General features: G+C 74.7%; 19 protein-coding genes. 5 read left to right on the top strand and 14 right to left on the bottom strand.

The window, feature by feature from the left end; translation table 11 throughout:
• Positions 1 to 127 precede the first annotated feature (127 nt).
• The 4 genes from BS73_RS22175 to BS73_RS22160 form a co-directional block, all read right to left on the bottom strand.
• Entirely contained in the window at positions 128 to 703 is a 576-nt protein-coding gene (locus BS73_RS22175) for a nitroreductase family deazaflavin-dependent oxidoreductase (RefSeq protein ID WP_051940271.1), read from the bottom strand.
• A gap of 84 nt (positions 704 to 787) precedes the next feature.
• Positions 788 to 1,999 carry an acyl-CoA dehydrogenase family protein gene (locus BS73_RS22170; RefSeq protein ID WP_037575098.1) on the bottom strand — a complete coding sequence of 404 codons (1,212 nt, stop codon included), beginning with the start codon at positions 1,997 to 1,999 and terminating at the stop codon, positions 788 to 790.
• A gap of 100 nt (positions 2,000 to 2,099) precedes the next feature.
• A complete protein-coding gene (locus BS73_RS22165; RefSeq protein WP_051941515.1) occupies positions 2,100 to 2,783 on the bottom strand; it encodes an ADP-ribosyltransferase in 684 nt (227 codons plus the stop codon).
• Between the two features lie 620 nt (positions 2,784 to 3,403).
• Positions 3,404 to 4,303 (bottom strand): L,D-transpeptidase family protein, encoded by a 900-nt coding sequence (locus BS73_RS22160; RefSeq protein ID WP_235215491.1) that lies wholly within the window; start codon positions 4,301 to 4,303, stop codon positions 3,404 to 3,406.
• Positions 4,304 to 4,624: 321 nt separating this feature from the next.
• Here BS73_RS22160 and BS73_RS22155 point away from each other — a divergent pair, with 321 nt between their 5' ends.
• Together BS73_RS22155 and BS73_RS22150 are read left to right on the top strand one after the other, a co-directional pair.
• Complete coding sequence (locus BS73_RS22155; RefSeq protein WP_051940268.1) at positions 4,625 to 6,895, top strand: acetate--CoA ligase family protein; 2,271 nt, start codon at positions 4,625 to 4,627, stop codon at positions 6,893 to 6,895.
• 19 nt (positions 6,896 to 6,914) lie between these two features.
• Positions 6,915 to 7,532, top strand: a complete 618-nt coding sequence (locus BS73_RS22150; protein ID WP_037575095.1) for a flavin reductase family protein — start codon at positions 6,915 to 6,917, stop codon at positions 7,530 to 7,532.
• A 161-nt stretch (positions 7,533 to 7,693) separates the two neighbouring features.
• On the opposite strand, the gene BS73_RS22145 is transcribed toward BS73_RS22150, so the two are convergent.
• Positions 7,694 to 9,016 carry an MFS transporter gene (locus BS73_RS22145; protein ID WP_037580621.1) on the bottom strand — a complete coding sequence of 441 codons (1,323 nt, stop codon included), beginning with the start codon at positions 9,014 to 9,016 and terminating at the stop codon, positions 7,694 to 7,696.
• A gap of 175 nt (positions 9,017 to 9,191) precedes the next feature.
• Between BS73_RS22145 and BS73_RS22140 the strand changes: the two genes are divergently transcribed.
• Positions 9,192 to 10,175 carry a GlxA family transcriptional regulator gene (locus BS73_RS22140; protein WP_037575093.1) on the top strand — a complete coding sequence of 328 codons (984 nt, stop codon included), beginning with the start codon at positions 9,192 to 9,194 and terminating at the stop codon, positions 10,173 to 10,175.
• On the opposite strand, the gene BS73_RS22135 is transcribed toward BS73_RS22140, so the two are convergent.
• Genes BS73_RS22135 through BS73_RS22120 form a run of 4 tightly spaced genes read right to left on the bottom strand, consistent with a single transcriptional unit; the run spans position 10,165 to position 14,864 of the window.
• Positions 10,165 to 11,217, bottom strand: a complete 1,053-nt coding sequence (locus tag BS73_RS22135; RefSeq protein WP_037575090.1) for a Zn-dependent alcohol dehydrogenase — start codon at positions 11,215 to 11,217, stop codon at positions 10,165 to 10,167. The genes BS73_RS22140 and BS73_RS22135 overlap by 11 nt on opposite strands.
• A 22-nt stretch (positions 11,218 to 11,239) precedes the next feature.
• Positions 11,240 to 12,718, bottom strand: a complete 1,479-nt coding sequence (locus tag BS73_RS22130; RefSeq protein ID WP_051940266.1) for an aldehyde dehydrogenase family protein — start codon at positions 12,716 to 12,718, stop codon at positions 11,240 to 11,242.
• A 15-nt stretch (positions 12,719 to 12,733) separates the two neighbouring features.
• A complete protein-coding gene (locus BS73_RS22125) occupies positions 12,734 to 13,936 on the bottom strand; it encodes an acyl-CoA dehydrogenase family protein (protein ID WP_084704819.1) in 1,203 nt (400 codons plus the stop codon).
• Positions 13,937 to 13,955: 19 nt separating this feature from the next.
• Positions 13,956 to 14,864 (bottom strand): SDR family oxidoreductase, encoded by a 909-nt coding sequence (locus BS73_RS22120; RefSeq protein ID WP_037575085.1) that lies wholly within the window; start codon positions 14,862 to 14,864, stop codon positions 13,956 to 13,958.
• An 86-nt stretch (positions 14,865 to 14,950) separates the two neighbouring features.
• Between BS73_RS22120 and BS73_RS22115 the strand changes: the two genes are divergently transcribed.
• Positions 14,951 to 15,886, top strand: coding sequence for a cyclase family protein (locus tag BS73_RS22115; protein WP_037575082.1), 936 nt, complete (start codon positions 14,951 to 14,953; stop codon positions 15,884 to 15,886).
• A 627-nt stretch (positions 15,887 to 16,513) separates the two neighbouring features.
• Here BS73_RS22115 and BS73_RS22110 read toward each other — a convergent pair.
• From BS73_RS22110 to BS73_RS22095, 4 genes are all read right to left on the bottom strand, one after another.
• Entirely contained in the window at positions 16,514 to 16,981 is a 468-nt protein-coding gene (locus BS73_RS22110; RefSeq protein ID WP_037575080.1) for an ATP-binding protein, read from the bottom strand.
• Between the two features lie 359 nt (positions 16,982 to 17,340).
• Positions 17,341 to 18,354 (bottom strand): acyl-CoA dehydrogenase family protein, encoded by a 1,014-nt coding sequence (locus tag BS73_RS40445; RefSeq protein WP_265736871.1) that lies wholly within the window; start codon positions 18,352 to 18,354, stop codon positions 17,341 to 17,343.
• A gap of 17 nt (positions 18,355 to 18,371) precedes the next feature.
• Positions 18,372 to 19,574: an acyl-CoA dehydrogenase family protein gene (locus BS73_RS22100; protein ID WP_037575077.1), complete on the bottom strand. Its 1,203-nt coding sequence runs from the start codon at positions 19,572 to 19,574 to the stop codon at positions 18,372 to 18,374.
• The gene (locus BS73_RS22095) at positions 19,571 to 20,818 is read right to left on the bottom strand and encodes an amidohydrolase family protein (protein ID WP_051940264.1); all 1,248 of its coding nucleotides are present in this window, start codon (positions 20,816 to 20,818) and stop codon (positions 19,571 to 19,573) included. The genes BS73_RS22100 and BS73_RS22095 overlap by 4 nt, the downstream gene beginning before the upstream one ends.
• Positions 20,819 to 20,911: 93 nt before the next feature.
• Here BS73_RS22095 and BS73_RS22090 point away from each other — a divergent pair, with 93 nt between their 5' ends.
• Positions 20,912 to 22,417: a class I adenylate-forming enzyme family protein gene (locus BS73_RS22090; protein ID WP_037575073.1), complete on the top strand. Its 1,506-nt coding sequence runs from the start codon at positions 20,912 to 20,914 to the stop codon at positions 22,415 to 22,417.
• A 42-nt stretch (positions 22,418 to 22,459) separates the two neighbouring features.
• Here BS73_RS22090 and BS73_RS22085 read toward each other — a convergent pair whose 3' ends face one another.
• A complete protein-coding gene (locus tag BS73_RS22085) occupies positions 22,460 to 23,053 on the bottom strand; it encodes an Asp23/Gls24 family envelope stress response protein (protein ID WP_037575070.1) in 594 nt (197 codons plus the stop codon).
• Between the last annotated feature and the right edge of the window lie 34 nt (positions 23,054 to 23,087).

Genomic DNA, 23,087 nt, shown 5'->3' with positions numbered 1-23,087 from the left:
CGCCGGGCGTGCCTCGGGGGAGGTACGCCGGATTGGGGTCTTCCCCGCCCGAGCCTCCTCGGGCGCTGGGGAACGATGCGCGCCAACCGTCCACAGGGCGGCTTTCCGCAGCGGCGGGAGGCCGCCCTCAATCCTGTCCGGCCTCGCCCGCGGCCTCGCCCGCGCCCACTCCTTCGCTCGCGCCCGCCGCCTCGGCCCCGTCGGACGGGGTCAGGCGGAAGATCCGCAGCTGCCGGTCGACGCGCTTCTGGTAGGTCGCGTACGGCGGCCACATCCGCAGCAGCTTCTGCCAGGCCTCCTCGCGCTGGTCGCCCTCCAGCAGCCGGGCCCGGACCGGGAAGGTCCGGCCCCTGTGCTCCGCCCGCGCCTCCGGCTCCGCCAGCAGGTTTCCGGTCCAGGCCGGATGCCGGGGGCGGCCGAAGTTGGAGCCGACCACCAGGATCGTCCCGGTCTCCGGCTCGGGAAGGCAGGCCAGCGGGGTGACCCTGGGGGCGCCGCTGCGCCGGCCGGTGGTGGTCAGGAACAGCGACGGCAGCATGTACTGGCTGATCATCACCTTCCCGTTGCTGAGCTGGTGGACCGCGCGGTCCAGATGCGGCAGGACCCGCGGCGCGATCGCGGCGAAGGCCCGGCTGGAGGAGACCCTCTGCACGAAGGCGTCCCTGGCGGCCGTAGCTCTGCTGCTCGACGAGGGGTCAGGCATGGCGTCTCCCTTGGGGTGGCGGGGGCGGGGGTCGGTGGCTCGGGGCCACGGGGTCTCGGCGGCCTCGGGGGCCTCGGGGCCTGCTCAGAGGTCGGCGAGGAGGCCGGCGGCGTCCGCCGCGCGGGCCCGGAGGGCGTGCGCGGGGCCGAAGAGGAGCTCGTCGGCGGCGGCCCGCTTGTAGAAGAGCTGGGCGTCGTGCTCCCAGGTGATGCCCAGCCCGCCGTGCACCTGGATCGCGGTGCCGGCGGCCAGGGTCTGGGCGTCCAGGGCGGCGGCGAGGGCCAGCGCGGGGTCGGTGGGGTCGGGTTCGGCCACGGAGAGCGACCAGGCCGCGTGGAGGACGGTGGCGCGGGCGCTCTGCACGGCGACATGGACGTCGGCGAGGGCGTGCGCCAGGGCCTGGTTGGCGCCGATCGGCCGGCCGAACTGCTCGCGGGTGCGGGCGTGCTCGACCGCGCGGCCCAGCGACTCCCGGGCGGCGCCGACGGCCTGCGCGGCGACGGCGACGGCGGCCAGGGCGGCGGTGCCGGCCGCCGGGTCCGGGGCCGGGTCGGCCAGCAGGGCGGCGGGGGCGTCGCGGAACTCCACCCGGGCGAGGCTCCGGGTGTCGTCCAGCGCGGGCAGCCGGGTCCTGCGGACGCCGGGGGCGCCGCCGTCCACCAGCAGCAGGACGCTGCGGGAGCGGGGGTAGCCGCCGGTGTGCGCGGTGACCACGAGGAGGTCGGCGGCGGCGCCATCGAGGACGGTGGGGGCCTCGCCGTAGAGGAGCCAGCCGCCCTCCGGTCCCTCGGGGGCGGGGCGGGCCTGGAGGCCGCCGGCCCGGCCTCCGCCGGCGGACGCCGGCGCGGCGGGGAGGGCGGCGACGGTCTCGGCCAGGCAGAGGGCGCCGGTCGCCGCGCCGGAGGCGAGGCGGGCCCGCGCCGACGCCGCTTCGGCGGAGGCGGGGACGGTGACTGCGGGGGTGGTGAGCGCGGGGGCGGTGAGCGCGGGGGCGGCGGCCTCGGTGAGGGCAGAGGCGGCCAGCCAGCCGCCGAGGAGCGGGGCCGGGAGCAGGGCCCGGCCGGTCTCCTCGGCGACGACGGCGAGGTCGACCGGGGTCAGGTCGAGGCCGCCGAGCTCGGCGGGCTGGAGGAGGCCGGGGAGGCCGAGTGCGGTCAGGCGGCTCCAGAGTTCGGGGTCGTGGCCTGCCGGGGAGTCGGCGGCGGCCCGGAGGGCGTCGCTGGTGCAGTGCTTCGCGAGGAGATCGCGCAGGGTGCGGCGGATCTCGTCCTGTTCGGGGCTGAGCTCGGCGTCCATCCGGTCTCCAACCTGACGGTGTGTCAGTTCTCCGTGGGATCTGATGTACCGTCAGTTCCTCGCGAAGGCAAGGCGCCGGTCGGCCGCGTTGGCGGAGAGGTCAGCGGGAGGCCGGCGCGTACGGCGCGTACGCGGTGGGGAAGGCCGCGGGCAGCAGGTGCCAGGGGAGGTACTCCGGGTTGCGGACGCAGTCCGGCAGGATCTCGGTGCGGGTCTCGGTGTTCACCGGGCAGGCGCCGACGATGTAGCGGCTGGCCACGCCGCCGGGGAAGGCCACCTCGTGCTGGAAGGCCCAGCGGTGGGTGGTGCCGATGGTCTTGTTGACGTCGATGCCGCCGGGGGCGTCGATGTAGTAGTTCCAGGCCGACTTCCACTTCTTGTACAGGTCGTGGTCGTAGGTCGTGGAGACGTACGGGGACGGCTGGTTGCGGTCCACGTAGGAGGCCACGTCGTACTGGCCGTTGATCGGGGCCTTCGGCTGGAAGCCCTCGGCGAAGACGACGTCCGGGCCGCGGCCGTCCGCGCGGTACAGCTCGTCGCAGGTGGTGCGGTAGACCGGCGCGGGGGTGATCCGCCGGACGTCCACCCGGCGGTCCGCGGCGGCGGCCAGCGGGTCCGCGATCCGCGGGCAGAGGAGGTCGGCGGCGGTCGGCGGGGCGGGGACGGTGAGCGCGGGGGCGTGGGCGGTCGCGGGCGCGGGCGCCGCGGCGGCGGCGGTGCTGAACAGGCCGGCGAGAGCGAGCGCGCCGGAGGCGAGGAGGGCGCGGGCCCGAGAGATCTTGATCACCCCCCGAGCATCCCGGCTGCGCCGGAGCTTCGGCGCGACCGTCACCCGGGCGGCGGCGTTTCCTACGCCCCGTCAGCTGCCGCCCTGACGCGCGCGACAACTCAAGGGCGCGAGGAACTGCGCGACACACTGCCGCAGGCGGCAACGGAGAACGGGCTGCAACGCAGCGGCCGCCGCCGAGCACCGCGCCACAGGCGGCCGGGCGCGCAGTTCCCCGCGCCCCTGCGGCGCAGCCCGAGTTGCGGAGCAACTCAAGGGGCGCGAGGAACTGCGCGGCCAGCACCGCACACAGCCGCAGGCGGCAACGGAGTCCGGATTGCAACCCAGCGACCGTCGCCGAGCACCCCGCCGCAGACGGCCGGGCGCGCAGTTCCCCGCGCCCCTGGAGGGCGCCTACGGCACGGGCGCGTTGCGCAGCAACCCTGCGGCGCAGGCCGAGTTGCGGAGCGACTCAAGGGGCGCGGGGAACTGCGCGGCCAGCGCGGCACACTGCCGCAGGCGGCGACGGAGAACGGGTTGCAACGCAGCGGCCGTCGCCGAGCACCCCGCCGCAGACGGCCGGGCGCGCAGTTCCCCGGGCCCCTGAAGGGCGCCTACGGCGCGAGTTGCGCGGCGGGTCACGCTGCCAGCGTGGACGCGTCGCCCATGACGATCACGGGGTGGGCGGCGGGGTCCAGCTCGGTGAGGAGGCGCTTGATGTCGGGCTCGGGGAGGGCCACGCAGCCATGCGTCGGACCCCCGTGGTCCACATGCAGCCAGATGCCGCCCCCGCGGTCCTCGCCCATCGGGCGGCGCGCGTCCAGCGGCGAGCTCCCGGCCACGTGGTTGTAGTCGATGGCCACCACGTAGTCGAACGCCCCGGCGAGCGACTCGCCTTCGAATCCCCGGCCCACCGCCACGAACGACGAGGAGTGGTCGTACGGGAGGCTGGTGCCCGGATTGGCCTTCAGGCCGCCCGCGTCGGTGAGCGAGTAGACCCCGATCGGGCTTCGGAGGTCGTCGAGGTGGTGGTCGGTGGTCCAGCCGCGCAGCGCGTTCCGCGCGGGCCAGGACGGGCCGGCCGTCCAGCGCCCCTGCGCGTTCCTGGTCCAGAGGGTGAGGGTGCCGGTGTTCTTGTTCCGGCCGGCCCCGCTCATCAGGACGACCTGGCGGCTGTCGGACGGTATCCGCTTGGCGAAGGCCGCTCCGACGCCGGGTATCGAGGCGTAGCCGGTGACGGTCGGCCGGGGGCCGCCGTCCATCGCGGCCTGGTGCGCGGAGGCGCTGCGGCCGTCGGGCAGGACCGGGGCCGCCGCCGCGGCACCGCCCGAACCGCCCGAGCCGCCGCCGGCGGAGAGTTCGTCGAGGGCGCCCAGCCCCGGGATGTGGTGGCCGGTCGCCGCCTGGACGGTGCCGCCGGCCGCCGTCAGCACGACCACCGCGGCGGCGCCCCAGCCGACCATCGCGCCGCGGGGCCCCTTGCGGGAGGCCCTGCGGGCGGCCCGGGAGTCTGCGGCGGAACGGGCGTGGCGGGACATGCTGCTCCGTGGTCGGTCGTGAACGCGCCTGCTCGCGCGTTGCGTTCGGATACGGGTTCGGGCGGTCGATCGATTTGCGATCAGGGCTGTGTCGTCCCGTCACGCTACCTCTCTCCCGAACATCCGACCCCGGGAGCCTCCACGCCTCCCCCGTATGCCGGAGCGTTTGTGGCCAAGCTCACACCCCTCACTCCCTCCCCCTCGGACGACCTGACGGTGTGTCAGTTTCCTGCTCTCCAGGCGTTCCGCCCCCTTTCCGGCAGCTTGACCACTCGGTAATCTGATGGTCCGTCAGATTTCGGGGATTGGGGGCAACCACCGATGCTGGACCAGTTCCGCCTGACCGCCGACCGCGCGGCCCAGGGAGCCCACCCGATCGGCTCGGCATACCCGGACAACGCCACCGATACCGGAGGGCGCCCGCTCCGGCGCCGCGAGGTCGACCTGGACCGGTTCTTCCGACCCGAGAGCGTCGCCGTCGTCGGCGCCTCCGACACCCCCGGCAGACCCAGCACCGGGATCACCAGGCAGCTCCGCGCCTGGGCCGACCGGGTCGGCGCCCGCCTCTACCCGGTCAACCCCGGCCGCACCGAGGTGGACGGCCTGACCTGCTACTCCTCCGTCACCGACCTCCCCGACGAGGTCGGCACCCTCGACCTGGCCGTGCTGCTGGTCGCCGACCCGGCGCCGCTGATCCCCGAACTCGTCGAGGCCAAGGCCCGGTTCGCGGTCGCCTTCGCGGGCGGCTTCGCCGAGACCGGCGCCGAGGGCCGGGCCGCCCAGGAGCGGCTGGCCCGGCAGATCGAGGAGGCCCCGACCGGCCTGCGGCTGCTCGGCCCCAACACCAACCTCAACGCCTTCGAGACCTTCCGGGACGACCTGGAGGGCCCGGCCATCGCCCTGGTCACGCAGAGCGGCCACCAGGGCCGCCCGGTCTTCGCCCTCCAGCAGCTCGGCATCCGGCTCAGCCACTGGGCGCCCACCGGCAACGAGGCCGACCTCGAAGTCGCCGACTTCCTCGGCTGGTTCGCCGACCAGCCCGAGGTCGGCGCGATCGCCGCCTATCTGGAGGGGATCAAGGACGGCCGGGCGTTCCTCCTCGCCGCCGACCACGCCGCGCGGCGCGGGGTGCCGGTGGTCGCGGTGAAGGTCGGCCGTACCGACGCCGGCGCCCGCTCGGCCGCCACCCACACCGGGAAGCTCACCGGCCAGGACCGGGTGGCGGACGCCGCGATGCGGCAGTTCGGCGTGGTCCGGGTGGACGGCCTGGACGAACTCCAGGACACCGCCGCCCTGCTGGCCCGGGCGAAGCCGCCGCGAGCGGAGGGCGTCGCGGTGTACTCCATCTCCGGCGGCACCGGCGCCCACTTCGCCGACCTGGCCTCGGCGGCGGGACTGCCGCTCCCCCGGCTCTCCCCGGAGCGGCAGGCCCAGCTCCACCAGTGGATACCCGGCTACCTCGACGTCTCCAACCCGGTGGACTGCGGCGGCCATCCGGTCGGCGACGAGCGCGGCCGGAAGATCATCGACGCGCTGCTGGACGATCCGGAGGTGGGCGTGCTGATCTGCCCCGTCACCGGGCCCTTCCCGCCGCTCAGCGACCGCCTGGTGGCCGACCTGGTGGCCGCCGCCGAGACCACCGACAAGCTGGTCTGCGTGGTCTGGGGCTCCCCCGTCGGCACCGAACCGGCCTACCGGGAGGTGCTGCTGGGCTCCCGGCGGGTGGCCACCTTCCGCTCCTTCGGCAACTGCGTACGGGCCGTGCGGGCCTGGCTCGACCACCACCGCTTCACCGCCGGCTACCGCAGCCCCTTCGAGGACGCGCCCACCGCCCCCTGCGCCGGCCAGGCCAAGGCGCTGCGCCTGCTGGACGGCGAGGGCGGCGCGCAGACCCAGCTCAGCGAGGTCTCCGCCAAGCAGCTGCTGCGCGCCTACGGGATCCGGGTGCCGCGCGAGCAGTTGGTGAACAGCGCCGCCGGGGCGGTCCGGGCGGCCGGGGTCGTCGGCTACCCGGTGGTGCTGAAGGGCTCCGCGCCGGACGCCGCGCACAAGACCGAACTCGGCCTGGTCAAGATCGGATTGACTTCGGCCAGCCAGGTACGCGATGCGTACCGCGAGCTCACCGAGAACGCTCGGGCGGCGGGAATAGACCGACTGGACGGTGTACTTGTCTGCCAGATGGTGGACGCCGGCGCGGAGATGGCGGTCGGGCTGAGCCACGACCCGGTCTTCGGTCCGGTGGTCACCGTCGGCATGGGGGGCACCCTCGTCGAGGTGCTCGACGATACCGCCGTCCGGGTGCCGCCGTTCACCTGCGAGGAGGCCCACCGCATGGTCGGCGAGCTGCGCGGCCGGGCGCTGCTCGACGGGGTGCGGGGCGGACCGCCGCTGGACGTCGACGCGCTGGTGGACGTGGTGATGCGGGTGCAGCGGATGGCCTTCGAGGTCGGCGACCGGCTGGCCGGGCTGGAGATCAACCCGCTGACGGTGCTGCCCGCCGGGCGGGGCGCGGTGGCACTGGACGCGCTGGCTGTGTGCCGGCGGGAGCGGGCAGACGAGGAGGGGGCCGCGGAGGACGCGGGCTCCCTGTGAGTGCGAGGAGGGAAGGCTGATGGGGCATCAGGCCATGGCGATCGCCGCGGTGCGTCACCTGGGGGTGCCGCGGGGGGCCGGCGCCGAGCCCTCGCCGGGGCCGGTGGTGGCGGCGAGCGCGCCGCCGCCGAGCCCGGACGCGGGCGGCCCCGGGGCCGATGAACTCCGTTCGGTGCTGGGGCACTTCGCGACCGGCGTCACGGTGATCGCCGCGCGGACGCGGGACGGAGAGCCGGTCGGCTTCGCCTGCCAGAGCTTCGGCTCGCTGTCCCTCGATCCGCCGCTGGTGTCCTTCAGCGTGGCGCGCACCTCCTCCTCCTGGCCGCGGATCGCGCGGTCGGGGGCGTTCTGCGCGAACATCCTGGCGGCGGACCAGCAGGAGCTGTGCCGGTCGTTCGCGGTGAGCAGCAGCACGGGGGCGGACAAGTTCGCGGGCGTGGAGTGGGAGCCGACGCAGGCGACCGGGTCGCCGCGGCTGGCGGGGGCGCTGGCGTGGGTGGACTGCACGATCCAGGCCGTGCATGTGGGGGGCGATCATCTGATCGTCCTCGGACGGGTCCGAGACCTCTTGGCGCGCCAGGACGCGGACGCGTCAGGGCCGCTGGTCTTCTACCGCGGACGCTTCGAGCTGGGCTGATCGCCGCCCCGGCGCTGCGCCGCAGGCGCGCGTAAGGGGCGCGGGGAACTGCGCGCCCAGGCGACTACGGTCCGCACTCGGCATCGGCCACCGGGTTGCAACCCGGACTCCGTTGCCGAGTGCGGACCGTAAGCGGCGGGCCGCGCAGTTCCCCGCGCCCCTTACGCGCGCCTGCGGCGCAGCGTTCGGGGCGTGGCGGGGCCGCGCTCGCGCAGCGCCAGCGCCCCCGCCGCGGCGGCCACGCACAGCGCGCCCGCGGCGTACCAGACCGGGTCGTAGTCGCCCAGGGCGTCGCGGAGGAAGCCGGCCGCCACCGCCACCACCGCCGCCCCCACCTGGTGGGCGGCCGCCACCCAGCCGAAGACGATCGGCGCGTCGGCACCGTACTCGCGGCGGGCGATGGCGATCGTCGGCGGGACGGTGGCCACCCAGTCGAGGCCGTAGAAGATGACGAAGACCAGCATGCTGGGGTGCACGGTGCGGGCGAAGAGCAGCGGGAGCACGGCCAGCGAGCAGCCCCGCAGGAAGTAGTAGGTGCCGAGGAGCCGGCGGGGGTTGAAGCGGTCGGTCAGCCAGCCGGAGGCGATCGTGCCGACCACGTCGAAGAGCCCGCTGAGGGCGAGGAGGCCGGAGGCGGTCGTCTCGGCCATGCCGTGGTCGCCGGCGGCCGGCACGAAGTGGGTGCCGACCAGGCCGTTGGTGGTCGCCCCGCAGATCGCGAAGGTCCCGGCCAGCAGCCAGAACGGGCGGGTGCGGGCGGCCGAGGCGAGCACCCTGAGGGCGCGGAGACCCGCGCCGGTGGTGCGCTCCGGGCGGGGCACCGGGACCGTCGCGCCGTAGGGGGCGAGACCGAGGTCCGCCGGGTGCTCGCGGAGCAGCAGCAGGACGAGGGGCACGACGGCGAGGGAGCAGGCGCCGACGGTGAGCGAGGCGGCCCGCCAGCCGTAGGTGGTGATCAGCCAGCTGAGGACGGGCAGGAAGACCAGGTTCCCGGCCGAGCCGGCGGCGGTCAGCACACCGGTGACCACGCCTCGGCGGGCGGCGAACCAGCGGTCGGTGACGGTGGCCACGAAGGCCATCGCCATCGAACCGGTGCCGAGGCCGACGAGCACACCCCAGCAGAGGATCAGCTGCCAGCTCGCGGTCATGAAGACGGTGAGTCCGCTGCCGACGGCGATCAGGGTGAGCGCGCCGGCGAGGACCGGGCGGATGCCGAACCGCTCCATCAGCGCGGCGGCGAACGGCGAGGTCAGGCCGTAGAGGGCGAGGTTGACGGAGGCGGCCGACGAGATCGTGCCGTGCGACCAGCCGAACTCCATGTGCAACGGGTCCATCAGCAGGCCGGGGGTGGAACGGAAGCCCGCGGCGCCGACGAGGGTGAGGAGGGAGACGGCGGCGATGATCCAGGCGTAGTGGAAGCGGGGAGCGGGCGGCGGCGCCGCTGCTGCGCTGCGCTGGGGCTGCGTCGACGGGGTGGTGGTCACGCCCACGAGTCTGGGGTTAGGGTGCGGCGTGGGACAGTGGCCCGGAGGACGTGTTCCGCAAGGATCGGGCCACGGGGGTCGGATTTCCTCCCGGGCCGCCCGCCCCGGGCGCCGGTGAGCCCGCAGGGCGAATCCAGGGGCGCGGGGGCCGGAACCGCAGAAGGAGGGAGCCCCCATGCCGCACCGCGTGGTCGTCCTCGCGCTGGACGGCGTCATACCGTTCGAGCTCGGGATTCCGAACCGCATCTTCGAGTCGCAGCACATCACCTCCTCCCCCGGCGACCCGCCGCTCTACGAGGTCGTCACCGCCTCCCTCGCCCCCGGCCGGCCGATCAGGACGACCTCGGACTTCCGCATCGTCGCGGACGAGGGGCCGGACGCCCTGGCCACCGCGGACACCGTGGTCGTCCCCGCCGCCTACGAGCCGCCCGAGCTCTTCGAACGCGGTGAGCTGAGCGCGGAGTTGGGGGCGGCGCTGGCGCACATCCGGCCCGGCGCCCGCCTGGTGTCGATCTGCACCGGCTCGTTCGTCCTGGCCGCCGCCGGCCTGCTGGACGGGCGCCCGGCGACCACCCACTGGCGCTACGGCGACACCTTCCGCCGGCTCTTCCCCAAGGTCCTCCTCGACCCCGAGGTGCTCTTCGTCGACGACGGCGACGTCCTCACCTCCGGCGGGGTGGCCGCCGGGGTGGACCTCTGCCTCCACATCCTCCGCCGGGACCACGGCAGCGCGGCCGCCAACCGGGTGGCCCGCCAGTGCCTGGTGCCGCCGTGGCGGGCCGGCGGGCAGTCGCAGTACGTGGAGCGTCCCGTGCCGCCGGCCGGCCAGGCCGCGGAGGGCACCGCCCCGGCCCGCGCCTGGGCCCGGGAGCGGCTCCGCAACCCGCTGGAACTGAGCGAGTTGGCCGCCCGCTGCGGGATGAGCGTGCGGACCTTCACCCGCCGCTTCCGCGCCGAGACCGGGCTCAGCCCCGGCCAGTGGCTGGTCCGCGAGCGGGTGGAGCTGGCCCGCGAACTGCTGGAGGCCGGGGAGTCGACCATCGAGCGGATCGCCCGCGAGACCGGTTTCGGGACCGCGACCTCGCTGCGGAACCATTTCGAGGCCCAGGTCGGAGTCTCGCCGAGCGCCTACCGCCGTACCTTCCAGCTCAGAAGGTGAGGACGGCCCGGGCCAGCCGGCCGGACCCGGTGGCCTGGACGGCCTTGTCGAAGTCGGCCAGCGGGTGGGTCTCGGTGATGAGTTCGTCCAGCTTGAGCCGCCCCTGCCGGTACAGCCCCGCGTACCTCGCCACGTCGTACTGGGGGCGGGAGGAGCCGTAGCGGCAGCCGAGGATCGACTTGTCCAGGTAGAGGTCGGAGACCCGGAAGGACGCCTCGGCGTCCGCCGCCGGGACGCCGAGGAGGACCGCCTGGCCGTGCCGGTCCAGCAGGTCGACGGCCTCCCGGATGAGGGAGGTCCGGCCGACGCACTCGAAGGCGTGGTCCACCCCGAGGGGGAGGAGTTCGCGGACGGCGGCGGTGGAGGAGACGAAGTCGGTGGCGCCGAACCGCCGGGCCAGCGCCTCCTTCTCGGCCGCCACGTCGACGGCGACGATCCGCCCGGCGCCGGCGAGCACCGCCCCCTGGATGACGTTGAGGCCGATCCCGCCGCAGCCGATCACCGCCACCGTCTCCCCGATCGCCACCCGGGCGCGGTTCAGCACCGCCCCGACGCCGGTCAGCACCCCGCAGCCGATCAGGGCGGCGGAGGCGAGCGGGACGTCCTTGTCGATCCGCACCGCCTGGACCGCCTTGACCACGGTCAGTTCGGCGAAGACGGACGCCGACGCGAAGTTGTACACCGGCTCGCCGCCGGCCCGCAGGAACGGCTTGCCTGGGCGGCCGATGGCCTGCCGGCACATGGTCGGCATGCCCTTGCCGCACCAGTCGCAGGTGCCGCAACTGGCCAGGGTGGAGAGGGCGACGTGGTCGCCCGGCACCACATGGGCCACCCCGGCGCCGGTCTTCTCCACCACCCCCGCGCCCTCGTGCCCCAGCACCACCGGCACCGGGAACGGGATGGTCCCGTCGATCACCGACAGGTCGCTGTGGCAGAGCCCGGCCGCGGCGACCCGGACCAGCACCTCCCCCGGCCCGGGGTCGCGCACCGAGAGGTCGTCCACCACCGCGGCGGCCTTGCCGTCGAACAGCACTCCTCGCATGGGTACCACTCCCTACTTCCGGTCAGGACGGCCAGACCACCGACTGGAGTTCGCTGTACGCGTGCAGCCCGTAGGAGCCGCCGTCGCGGCCGATGCCGCTCTGCTTGAAGCCGCCGAACGGCGTCTCCGGGTGCCGGCCCACCGTGTTGATCCCGACGTTTCCCGTGCGCAGCCGCCCGGCCAGCGCGTACGCCCGGCCCGCGTCGGCGGAGAAGACGTAGTCGTAGAGGCCGAAGTCGCTCTGGTTGGCGAGGGCCACCGCCTCGTCGTCGCCGCCGTCGAAGGGGAGGACGACCACGACCGGGCCGAAGACCTCCTCGCGGACGATCCGCGACTCCGGGGTGACCCCGGTGAGCAGTGACGGGGCCACGAACCAGCCTCGGGAGGGCAGTTCGCGGGGCCGGGCGTGGTCGACCGCGCCGGCCGCCAGCGCCTCGTCCACGTACCCGCGGACCCGGGCCCGGTGGGTCTCGGAGATCACCGGGCCGATCACCGTGGACGGGTCGAGGGGGTCGCCGAGCGGCAGCCGGTCGGCGAACTTCGCCAGCCCGGCGACCAGTTCCTCGTAGCGGGAGCGGTGCACCAGCACCCGGGTCGGCGCGGTGCAGATCTGGCCGGAGTGGAAGGCCCAGGTGGAGCCGATCGCCGGGATCGCCTTCGCCAGGTCGGCGTCGTCCAGCACGATGGCCGCGCCCTTGCCGCCGAGCTCCATCAGCAGCCGCTTCATGGTGCCGCCGGCCGCGGAGGCGATGGCCTGGCCGACCGCCGTGGAGCCGGTGAAGCTGACCATGTCGACGTCGGGCGAGGCGACCAGCGCCTCCCCGGTCTCCGGCCCCGAGCCGGTGACCACGTTGAAGATCCCCGGCGGCGCCCCCGCCTCGCGGAAGATCTCGCCAAGCCGGAGGCAGGCCAGCGGGTCCTGCGGGGCCGGCTTGGCGACCACCGTGTTGCCCATCGCCAGCGCCGGGGCGAGCTTCCCGGCCAGGTTGACGATCGGGAAGTTGTAGGAGGTGATGCAGCCGACCACGCCGACCGGGCGGCGGGCGGCGACCGCGTTGGTGAGCCCGCCGGCGGCCAGCGGGGTGGCGGTCACCGGCTGCGGGGCGAGCGGCAGCTCGTGCGGTTCCAGGGCGCCCCGCGCGTACCGGCGGAAGCGGTCGGCGACCACCGGCAGCTGCATGGTGGAGGCGACCCGGATGGTGGCGCCGGTCTCGGCCTGCAGCTCCGGGACGAACTCGTCGGCGTGCTTGACCACCAGATCGGCTATCCGGTCCAGGAGTTCGGCGCGGTCGGCCGGCCTGGTCGCGGCCCAGCCGGGCTGGGCGGCGCGGGCGGCGGCGATCGCCTCGGCGACGTCCTGCGCCCCGGACTCGGGGGCCAGGGCGATGGCCTCCTCGGTGGCCGGGTTCACGACGGGGTAGCCGGCGGGGGCGGGGCGCCACTCGCCGTCGATGAAGTTGCTGCGCGGTCCCGGTCCGGTGGCCGGCTGCTGAGCTGTCATCAGTGGTGATTCCCTTCAGGCCCTGGGCAGGCCGAGGACGCGGGTGGCCAGCACGTCCCGCTGGATCTGGTCCGAGCCGCCGTAGATGGTGTCGGCGCGGGAGAAGAGCGCGAGGTACTGGGCCTCGTCGAGGTGGGCCGCGCCGGGCGCGGCGGGCCGCAGCGCCCCGGACGGGCCGCGGACGGCGAGGGCGAGCTCGCCCAGCCGCTGGTGCCAGCCGGCCCACAGCAGCTTGGCCGCCGAGGCGGCCCCGGCCGCCGCCGCGGGATCCGAACCGCCCAGGGTGGCCAGCGCGTTGCAGCGGAGCACGCGGAGGTCAGCCCACTGCCGGACGATCCGCTCGCGGAGTACGGGGTCCTTCGCCGCACCGTTCTGCCGGGCCTCCTGGACGATCCTGTCGAGTTCCCGCTCGTACCCGATCTGCCGGGCGAGCATTCCGGCCCCGCGCTCGAAGGAGAGCAGGGTCATCGCGACCTTCCAGCCGGCGCCCTCCTCGCCGACCACCTCGACCGCCCGCGCACCGTCGAAGAAGACCTCGTTGAACTCGCCGTCGCCGGTGAGCTGGCGGATCGGGCGGACCTCGATCCGGCCGGGCTGGTCCATCGGCAGGAGCAGGAGGCTGAGGCCGCGGTGCCGCTCGCTGCCGGGCTCGGTGCGGCAGAGGGCGAAGCACCAGCCGGCGTACTGGGCCAGCGAGGTCCAGATCTTCTGGCCGGTCACCAGCCAGCCGTCCCCGTCCGGGGCCCGCTCGGCCCGGGCGCGGACGGAGGCCAGGTCGGAGCCGGCGCCGGGCTCGCTGTAGCCCTGGCACCAGACCTCCTCGCCGCGGGCGATCGGCGGCAGGAAGCGGGCCCGCTGCGCCGGGCTCCCGCAGGCCACCAGGGTCGGCCCGAGGAGGTGCTCGCCCAGCAGCAGAAGCGAGGACGGGGCGCCGGCCCGCGCGTACTCCTCCGCCCAGACCACCTGATGGGCCAGGCCGGCGTGGCTGCGGACGCCGTACGACTCCAGCTCGGCGGCCAGGTCCGGGCGGACCTGCGGCCAGCCGAGGCCGATCCAGCGGCCCCGGCCGAGCTCCCGCTCCCATTCCCGGCGCAGTGCCGGGTCCGGTTCCGGGCTCAGGAGTGCGGCGAAGGCGCCACCGGGGCCGAGTCGTTCCGCCAGCCACTGCCGGGCCTCGGCGCGGAACTCCGCGATCTCCGGGCCGAAGGAGAAGTCCACCATGTCGCGGGCCCGCCCCTCAGGCGTTGGGACGGTCGCCGGCCGCCGCCGCCCGGGCCATCTCCTGGAGCTGGGCGAGCATCGGCATCGGGTCGGAGCCGACCGTGCCCGGCAGGAAGTCGGCGATCCGCTCGGGGGTCCAGCCGCCGTCCTCGGAGTACATCGCGCGCAGCTCGCGCGGCTGCGCCCACACCGCGATCTTGGGTCCGGCCACGGTGTAGACCTGGCCGGTGAGTTCCCTCGCCCGCTCGGAGAGGAGGTAGACGACCAGTGCCGCCACGTCCTCGGGCTCGCCGATCTCCTTGAGCTCCATCGGGACGCCGGCGGACATCCGGGTGCGGGCCACCGGGGCCACGCAGTTGGCGGTGACGCCGTACTTGTTGAGGCCGAGGGCGGCGCTGCGGACCAGCGAGATGATGCCGCCCTTGGCCGAGCTGTAGTTGGCCTGGCTGACGCTGCCCTGGTGGTTGCCGCTGGTGAAGCCGATCAGGGTGCCGGACCTCTGCTTCCGCATCAGCGCGGCGGCCGCCCGGAAGACGGTGAAGGTGCCCTTGAGGTGGGTGGCGATGACCGGGTCCCACTCCTCCTCGCCCATGTTGAAGAGCATCCGCTCGCGGAGGATGCCGGCCACGCAGACCACGCCGTCCAGCCGGCCCCAGCGCTCGACCGCGGTGTCCACCACCCGGGCCCCGCCGGCCATCGTGGAGACGTCGTCGGCGACCGCGGCGGCCTCGCCGCCCGCCGCCTCGATCTCCTTGACGACGGCGTCCGCGACCTCGCTGGTCGGCTCGGTGCCGTCGGCGGCCACGCCGTAGTCGTTGACCACCACCCGTGCGCCCTGGGCCGCGCAGCCGAGCGCCACCGCCCGGCCTATGCCGCGCCCGGCTCCGGTCACCGCGATCACCTTGCCCTGCAGGAAGTCGCCCACGCCACCTGCCCCTTCCAGAATCTGACGGGTCGTTAGATTCTAGGAGTGTAGGAGTGCGCACGCCCGATCACCAGACGGAGGCAGCTGTGACCGCGCCCACGGAGTTCCAGGTCTTTCAGGAGATCGCGAAGCGGATCAGCAACTGGGGGCGCTGGGGGGACGACGACGAGATCGGCACCCTCAACCTGGTCACCGAGGACGTGGTACGGGCCGCCGCCGCCTGCGTACGCAGCGGGAAGCGCTTCGAACTCGCCGTGGAGCTGCGGCAGCAGGGCATCCAGACCGGGATCATCCCGGGCCGGGTGAACCCGCTGCACACCATGGTCGCGATCAATTGGGCGATGTTCGGCGAGGACGCGGTGGCCACCAGCGACGACGCCGCCACCCTCGGGCTCCAGGCCGCCACCCACTGGGACGGCCTGGGCCACGTCAGCCACGGCGGCCGGCTCTACAACGGCCACTCCGCGGACTCCATCACCCCCCACGAGGGCGCCACCCGCTGCGGGATCGAGAAGACCCCGCCACTGGTCACCCGCGGGGTGCTGCTGGACGTGGCCCGGGCACAGGGCGTGGAACGGCTGCCGGGCGACGCCGCGATCGGCCCGCGCGAGCTGGACGCGGCGGAGGAGCTGGCCGGGGTGGAGGTCCGGCCAGGGGACGCGCTGCTGGTCCGCACCGGCCAGATGGCGCACTACCTGGCCGGGGACCGGGAGGCCTACGGCTTCCCCTCCCCCGGCTTCTCGATCCACGCCCCCGAGTGGTTCCACGCCAGGGACGTGGCCGCGGTCGCCAACGACACGCTGACCTTCGAGGTCTTCCCGCCGGAGGTGGAGGGCCTCTTCCTGCCGGTGCACCTCCTCGACCTGGTGGAGATGGGGATGCTGCAGGGCCAGAACTGGAACCTGGAGCAACTGGCCGCGGACTGCGCCGAGGACGGCCAGTACGACTTCCTCCTGACCGCCCCACCGGAACCGTTCACCGGCGGCACGGGCGCACCGGTAGCACCGATCGCCGTCAAATAGCCCAACAGGCAGTCAAGCAGGCAAGCCGAACAGACCGAGCAGGCGGGCAGCCGAGCAGGCCGGGCAGGCGGGCAGGCCGGGCAGGCGGGCAGGCCGGGCGGGCAGGCCGAGCAGGCGGACAGGCCGAGCAGGCCGAGCAGGCGGGCAGGCGGGCAGGCCAGGCGGGCAGGCTCAACGGGCCGAGCGGGCGAGCCGAGCAGGCCGGACAACAGGCCAGGCGGGCGGGCTGAGCGGGCAGCCAGTACAGGCAGGGTAGGCCGGGGGGCAAGCGGGCCGGGCAGGCGGGCCGGCCGAGCGGGCCCAGCAAGCCGGCCGGGCCGGGCCGAGCCGTGGCTCGCGGGTCTCGGCGGCGTGGCGCCGCGCGGTCCCCTCGCGGCGCGGCGCAACGCCGCCTCGTGCCGGTGACCGGGCCCTGACCGGCGCCTCCGGCACTCGTTCCGCACTCGCCGAGGAAGCCCGGCAGGCCGCCTCGACGTCCCCTCGCAACGGATCGATGGCATACAGCGTGATCAGCCGTGCACGATACGTCAATGGATTGTCCGAAATTCGGATACCCCAGAGTCAGTTGAGGCTCCGTCAAGCGGAAGTGGCGCCCCCCGTCGCGCGACCGGCAGCAGAGGCGCGCGCTCAGGCGCTCACCGGCTGCGCGGGCGCCGGTACGGCCGAGTCCGCCGGGTCGATCTCGCACCAGACCCGCTTCCCCGCCCCGTCCGGGTACCAGCCCCAGCGGTCACAGAGGACCTGCACCAGGTCCAGTCCGCGGCCGTTGGTCTCCCCGCCACCCGCGTGGCGCGGACAGGGCGCGCTGTCGCTGGCGTCGGCGACCTCGATCCGCACCGGGGCGGGGGGAAGCGCCATCTCGGCCGACCCGCCCGGCTCCCCGGCCAGGGGGAAGAGGAGGCGGAGCACCGCGGGCCGACCGGTGTGCACCACCGCGTTCGTCACCAGCTCGGAGACGACCAGCACCAGCGTCTCGGCCAGCGCCGAGTCCGGCTCGTAACCGGAGCCGCTGAGGCGTGCCCGCGCCCACCTCCGTGCCCGACCCACCTCTGCTGGGTCGGGCGCGACGGCGATCTGGACCTGAAGCACCTGCACCGTTCACACCACCCGGATTCGGGGAACCCGCCGCGCCCTCGCCTGCACATCCCTGCGCGAACTCATCGGCAAGAATGGGCCGGACCAACAACCACGAGCAAGCGCTTCAGGCATATTCCACACCCAACTGCTTCGGTTGGTGCATACTGCCGCCCGCTCTGCCGTCGAGGCGCCCGCCGAGCCGGTGACCGGCACCGGAACGGGCTCCATGGCGGCTCCGGCCGCCCGACCCAGGTCACTCTCCGTACGCACTCTGGCGAGAGTATCCGAAGCCGCCGCCGGAGAAGGTAACAGTCGGTCAAGGAGTGTCAGGTCCACCCTTCCGACGTCTGTGCGCTCCATCAGTTGAACGAAGCGGGTCAGGTGAGCGAAGCGGCCAGCCGCTCCGCGCACCCCACCGGATCCGCGAACCGCCGGCGCAGCCACCACGCGCGTTTGAGGTACCGGTGCACCCCGCCCTCCCAGGTGAAGCCCATGCCGCCGTGCACCTGGAGGCAGCCGCGGGCGTTGTCCACGGCCGCCCGGTCGGCGAGGAGCTTGGCCCCGGCGATCTCCACCGGGTCGCCGCTGACCGCCGCCGCATACACCGCGGCCCGCGCCGTCTCCGCCCTGACCAGCAGGTCCGCGCAGAGGTGCTGGACCGCCTGGAAGGCCCCGATCGGCCGGCCGAACTGCTCCCGCACCCGGGCGTACTCCACCGCGGAGGCCACCGCCCACTCCGCGATGCCGAGCTGGTACGCGGCGGTGAGCAGGACCGCCTCCGCGAACAGCCCCGGCCCGCCGCCCTCCGCCGTCCGGGCGGGGTACGGCTCACCGGCGCCGCGCAGCGCCTCCACCGGGACCGCGGACAGCCCGGCGGCCGGGTCCACCGAGGGACGGGGGACGCGTGGCAGCGCGTCGGGGTCGCGCAGCAGCCGCGCACCACCCCCGGGCCCAAGGACCAGCACCGCGCGCGCGAGCTGAGCGCCCCCGGCGCCCGGAACGGAGCCGTCCGCCCCCGGCACCGCCGTCACCGGCTCCCGCGCCCCCGGCACCGCCGTCACCGGCGCCGTCGCCCCCGGCTCCGTCGCCCCCGGCTTCGCCAGCCACGGCACCAGCGCCTCGGCCCGGCCGCCGACCCGCGCCTCCGGCAGCCGCACCGCCGTCACCGGCCCCTCGCCCGGCGCCAGTTGGGAGCCGATCAGCGGCCCGTCCACCAGCGCCCGTCCGGCCTCCGCGGTGAGGAGGACGGCCTCCGGCAGCCCCAGCCCCAGCCCTTCGGGGTCCGGCAGCCGGACCCCGAAGTAGCCGATCTCCTCCAGCGCCCGCCAGTCGGGCCGGGCCGCCAGCACCTCGCGCAGGCCGTCCCGGAGCGCCCGCTGTTCCTCCGTCAACCGGAAGTCCACCCCGCTCAGCCCCCCTTCGGCAGGCCCAGGATCCGCTGGGCGACGATGTTCCGCTGGATCTGGGAGGTGCCGGCCGCGATGGTGTACGACAGGCCCTGCAGCCGGGCGGCGGTGAACGGGTGCCCGAGCAGCAGCGAGTCGTCCCCGAGCACGTCGGCGGCCAGCTCGTACAGCTCCTGCCGGGCCTCGGAGAACCGCAGCTTGAAGACCGACCCGCCAGGGCCCGGCACGCCCTCCCGTCGCCCGCCGCCACCCTTGGCCGAAGCGCTCCGCGCGCCCTCCTCACCGGCGGCGGCCTGCGAGACGTTCCACTGCACCAGCCGCCAGAGCGCGCCGAACTCGGCGGCCAGCGCGCCGATCCTGCGGCGCAGCGCGTCGTCCTCCCAGCAGCCGTTCTCCCTGGCCAGGGCGGCGAGTTGGCGCAGTTCGCGGCGGCAGGCCACCGCCTCGGAGGCGAAGGCCGTGCCGCGTTCGAAGGAGAGGGTGACGTTGGTGACCCGCCAGCCGTCGTTCTCCGCGCCGACCCGGTTGCCCACCGGGATCCGCACCTCGTCCAGGAAGAGCTCGGCGAACTCGGTGGTCCCGGCGAGGGTGGCCAGCGGCCGGACGGTGACCCCGGGGGCGTCCATCGGCATGGCCAGCCAGCTGATCCCGCGGTGCCTGGGCGCCTCGGGGTCGGTCCGCACCAGCAGTTCGCACCAGTCGGCCACCTCGGCGTGCGAGGTCCAGATCTTGCTGCCGCTGACCACGTACGCGTCGCCGTCGCGGACCGCCCGGGTGCGCAGCGAGGCCAGGTCCGAGCCGGCGTCCGGCTCGCTGAAGCCCTGGCACCAGACCTCCTCCCCGCGCAGGATCGGCGGCAGCCAGCGGGCCCGCTGCCCGGCGGTGCCCTCCGCGGCGACGGTCGGCCCGGCGTGCAGCAGCCCGACGAAGCAGGCGCCCACGTACGGGGCTCCGGCCAGCTCGGTCTCCTCCAGGAAGACCAGGTGCTCGGCCGGCCCGAGCCCCCGGCCGCCGCTGTCCCGCGGCCAGTTGAGCCCGGCGTAGCCGGCCTCGAAGAGCCGCCGCTGCCAGCCCAGGTCGTAGGCCCGGCGGCCCGGCCAGTCGGCCGGGTCGGGGGCGGGCGGGAGCTCGGGGAGGGTCTTGGCCAGCCAGGCGCGCAGCTCGGCCCGGAAGTCCGCCTGCCGGGGCGTGTCCGCCAGCCTCACCCGCGGTCCCTGTCCAGGTCCAGGTCCAGCATCCGGATGGCGTTGCCGCGCAGCACCTTGTAGACCACCTCGGCGTCGAGCCCGGCCATGTGGTCGGCGGCCACCTGGGCGGTCTCCGGCCAGGTCGAGTCGACGTGCGGGTAGTCGGTCTCGAAGGTGGCGTTGTCGACGCCGACCACGTCCAGCGAGGCCACCCCGTGCTTGTCGCGGAAGAAGCAGCAGTAGATCTGGCGGTAGTAGTAGGTGGACGGCGGCTCGGGGATGAGGTCGCGGACCCCGCCCCAGGCCCGGTGCTCCCGCCAGACGTCGTCGGCCCGCTCCAGCGCGTACGGCACCCAGCCCATCTGTCCCTCGCTGTAGGCGAGTTTGAGCCGGGGGTACTTCACCAGCACACCGCTGAAGAGGAAGTCGGTCATCGAGGCCATGGCGTTGTTGAAGCTCAGCGTCGCCTGCACGGCCGGGGGCGCGTCCGGCGATGCGGCCGGCATCTGCGAGGAGGAGCCGATGTGCATGTTGACCACTGTGCCGGTGGCCTCGCACTCGGCGAAGAAGGGATCCCAGTAGCCGGTGTGGATGGAGGGCAGCCCCAGGTGGGTGGGGATCTCGCTGAAGCAGACCGCGCGCACTCCCCGGGCGGCGTTCCGCCGGATCTCCCGCACCGCCAGCTCGACGTCCCAGAGCGGAATCAGGCAGAGCGGGATCAGCCGGCCCCCGCTGTCACCGCACCACTCCTCCACCATCCAGTCGTTGTAGGCGCGGACGCAGGCGAGGGCGACCTCCTTGTCCTTGGCCTCGGCGAAGGTCTGCCCGCAGAAGCGCGGGAAGGTCGGGAAGCAGAGGGAGGCCTCGACGTGGTTGGCGGACATGTCCGCGAGCCGGGCCTTGGGGTCCCAGCAGCCCCGGCGCATCTCGTCCCGGGTGATGCCCTCCAGGGTCATCTCGTCCCGGTCGAAGCCGACCGCGGCGATGTTCCGCTTGTACGGGAACCGCAGGTCCTCGTAGAGCCACCAGTCGGTGGGCGGCCCGTCCGGGTCCATGCTGATCCGGTACTTGCCGCCGATGTACTCGAGTTCGCCGATCCCGGCCCGCACCGGCTTCGGCCCCCGGTCGTGGTACTTCGCGGGCAGCCAGCGCTCGAAGAGGTGCGCTGGTTCGATGACGTGGTCGTCCACGCTGACCACCATCGGCAGATCGAGCCCCGCCGCTGACTTCGCGGTCGCCTCGGCCACGGTTTCGCCTCCCATCCCCTTTACCTGACGGTCCGTCAGATTCAGACTAGCCACGGCTCGCACCGGCGGCAACGGCGGGTCACCACGAGCGAACGGAGCCCAGCGACCATGCTCACCGCATCCACCCTGTGGGAACTCCTGGTCCGCCGCGCCGAGGCCGACCCGGACACCCCGATGCTGATCCAGGAACGCTCCCCCGGCCGGGACGCGGTCGTGACCTTCCGCCAGGTGCGGGAGGCCGCCGAGTCGGCCGCCGCCGGGCTCCACGCCGAGCACGGCGTACGGCACGGCACCCGGGTGCTGTGGCAGCTGCCCACCCGGATCGAGACGGTGCTGGCCTCGCTCGCGCTGGCCCGGCTCGGCGCCGTCCAGACCCCCGTCATACCTCTGTACCGGGGGGCCGAGGTAGGCCGGATCCTGGCGGACGCCCGGCCGGAGCTGATCCTCACCCCGGGCCGCTGGAACGACTTCGACTACCCCGCCCTCTACCGCGGACTCGGCGCCGAGGCGCCGGTCCTGGACATCCGCGACGACCTGCCGGCCGGCGATCCGGCGGCGCTGCCGGAGCCGCCCGGCGACCCGGACGAGGTCCGCTGGATCTACTACACCTCCGGCACCACCTCCGCCCCCAAGGGCGCCCGGCACACCGACGGGACGCTGATCGCCGGCGGCCTGGGGATGGCCCGCGCGCTGGACATGCGGCCTGCCGACGTCGGCTCGATCGCCTTCCCCTACGCCCACATCGGCGGCCCGGACTACCTGGTCACCCTGCTGGCGGCGGGCTTCCCCGCGCTGCTGGTCGAGCGGTTCGCGCTGCCGGACTGCCTGGCCGCGTACCGCAGGAACGGGGTCACCATGGCCGGCGGGTCGACCGTCTTCTACACCTCGCTCCTGGCCGAGCAGCGCAGGCTGCCCGCGGGCGAGCGGCTGGTGCCCACCCTCCGCATCCTCTCCGGCGGCGGGGCGCCCAAGCCGCCCGAGCTGTACTTCGAGGTCCGCGAGGAGATGGGCTGCCGGCTCACCCACGGGTACGGGATGACCGAGGCCCCGGCCATCACCCTCGGCCGCCCGACCGACACCGAGGAGCAGCTCGCGTACAGCGACGGACCGCCGGTGGACGGTATGGAGGTGCGCGTCGACGACCGCGGCGAACTGCTGCTGCGCGGGCCGATGGTCTGCAAGGGCTACACCTCGCCCGAACTGACCGCCGCCTGCTTCGACGCCGACGGCTGGTTCCGCACCGGCGACCTCGGGCACCTGCGGGCGGACGGCCACGTCGTCCTCACCGGCCGGCTCAAGGACCTGATCATCCGCAAGGGCGAGAACATCTCCGCGAAGGAGGTCGAGGACCTCCTCTACCGGCACCCGGCGGTCGGCGACGTCGCCGTCATCGGGCTGCCGGACCGCGAACGCGGGGAGCGGGTCTGCGCGGTGGTCGAACCGGCCGCCGGGGCCGAGCCGCTGACCCTCGCCGAGGCCTGCGGCTGGCTGCGGGAGGCCGGCCTGATGACCCAGAAGCTCCCCGAGCAGCTGGAGATCCTCCCGGAGCTCCCGCGCAACCACACCCTCCACAAGGTCCTCAAGCAGGAGCTCCGCGCCCGCTTCGGCGGCTGACGCGGCCCCGGCACGGGACCCCCGGGCCGGACACCCGCCGGCTCACAGCGCCCGGCGGGCCCGGTGGCGGTCGGTGCGGAACCGGACGGTGGCCGGGAGCCGGTCCAGGCCGGCGGCGGTACGGGCGTCCGCGAGGGGCCCCGCGGCGAGTGCCCGCAGCATCGGCCCGGGGTCGGTGCGCGGCTCGAGGGCCACCGACATCCGGACCCGCAGCCGGTGGCGCGGCCCGGAGAGCCGGACCCGGGCACCGGCCACCCCGGGCAGCGCCCGGGTCTGCTCGGCCAGCGCGTCGGCGAGCGCCCGGCTGCGCAGCCGCCCCGCCGGATGGCGCAGCCGCAGCGTGCGCGGCCGGACCGGGCTGCGCTGGGCGGCCAGCCACCAGAGGAGAGCGACCAGCAGGACGCCGAGCACGGCGAGGGCGGCCGCGGTGTCCCCGGCCCGCCCGTCCAGCCGGTCCAGCAGCGTCCGGCCGGCCAGGGCGGCGTGCGGTCCGGGCCCCGGCCACCAGGCGGGCAGCGTCAGCACCCCGCGGCCGCCGAGTCCGGTGGCCGCGAGCCAGCCGCCGCCGGTCAGGGCCGCGGCGCCGAGCAGCGCCAGCAGCACCCGGTTCAGCAGCGTCGTTCGATTGGTGAGCATGGGCTCGGCCCCTTCCTGTGCCGCTTCCGTGTCC

The organism is Phaeacidiphilus oryzae TH49, from assembly GCF_000744815.1.
GTDB classification, from domain to species: domain Bacteria; phylum Actinomycetota; class Actinomycetes; order Streptomycetales; family Streptomycetaceae; genus Phaeacidiphilus; species Phaeacidiphilus oryzae.
Note: the sequence above shows the minus strand (reverse complement) of the source record. Positions and strands in the feature narration are given on the sequence as shown.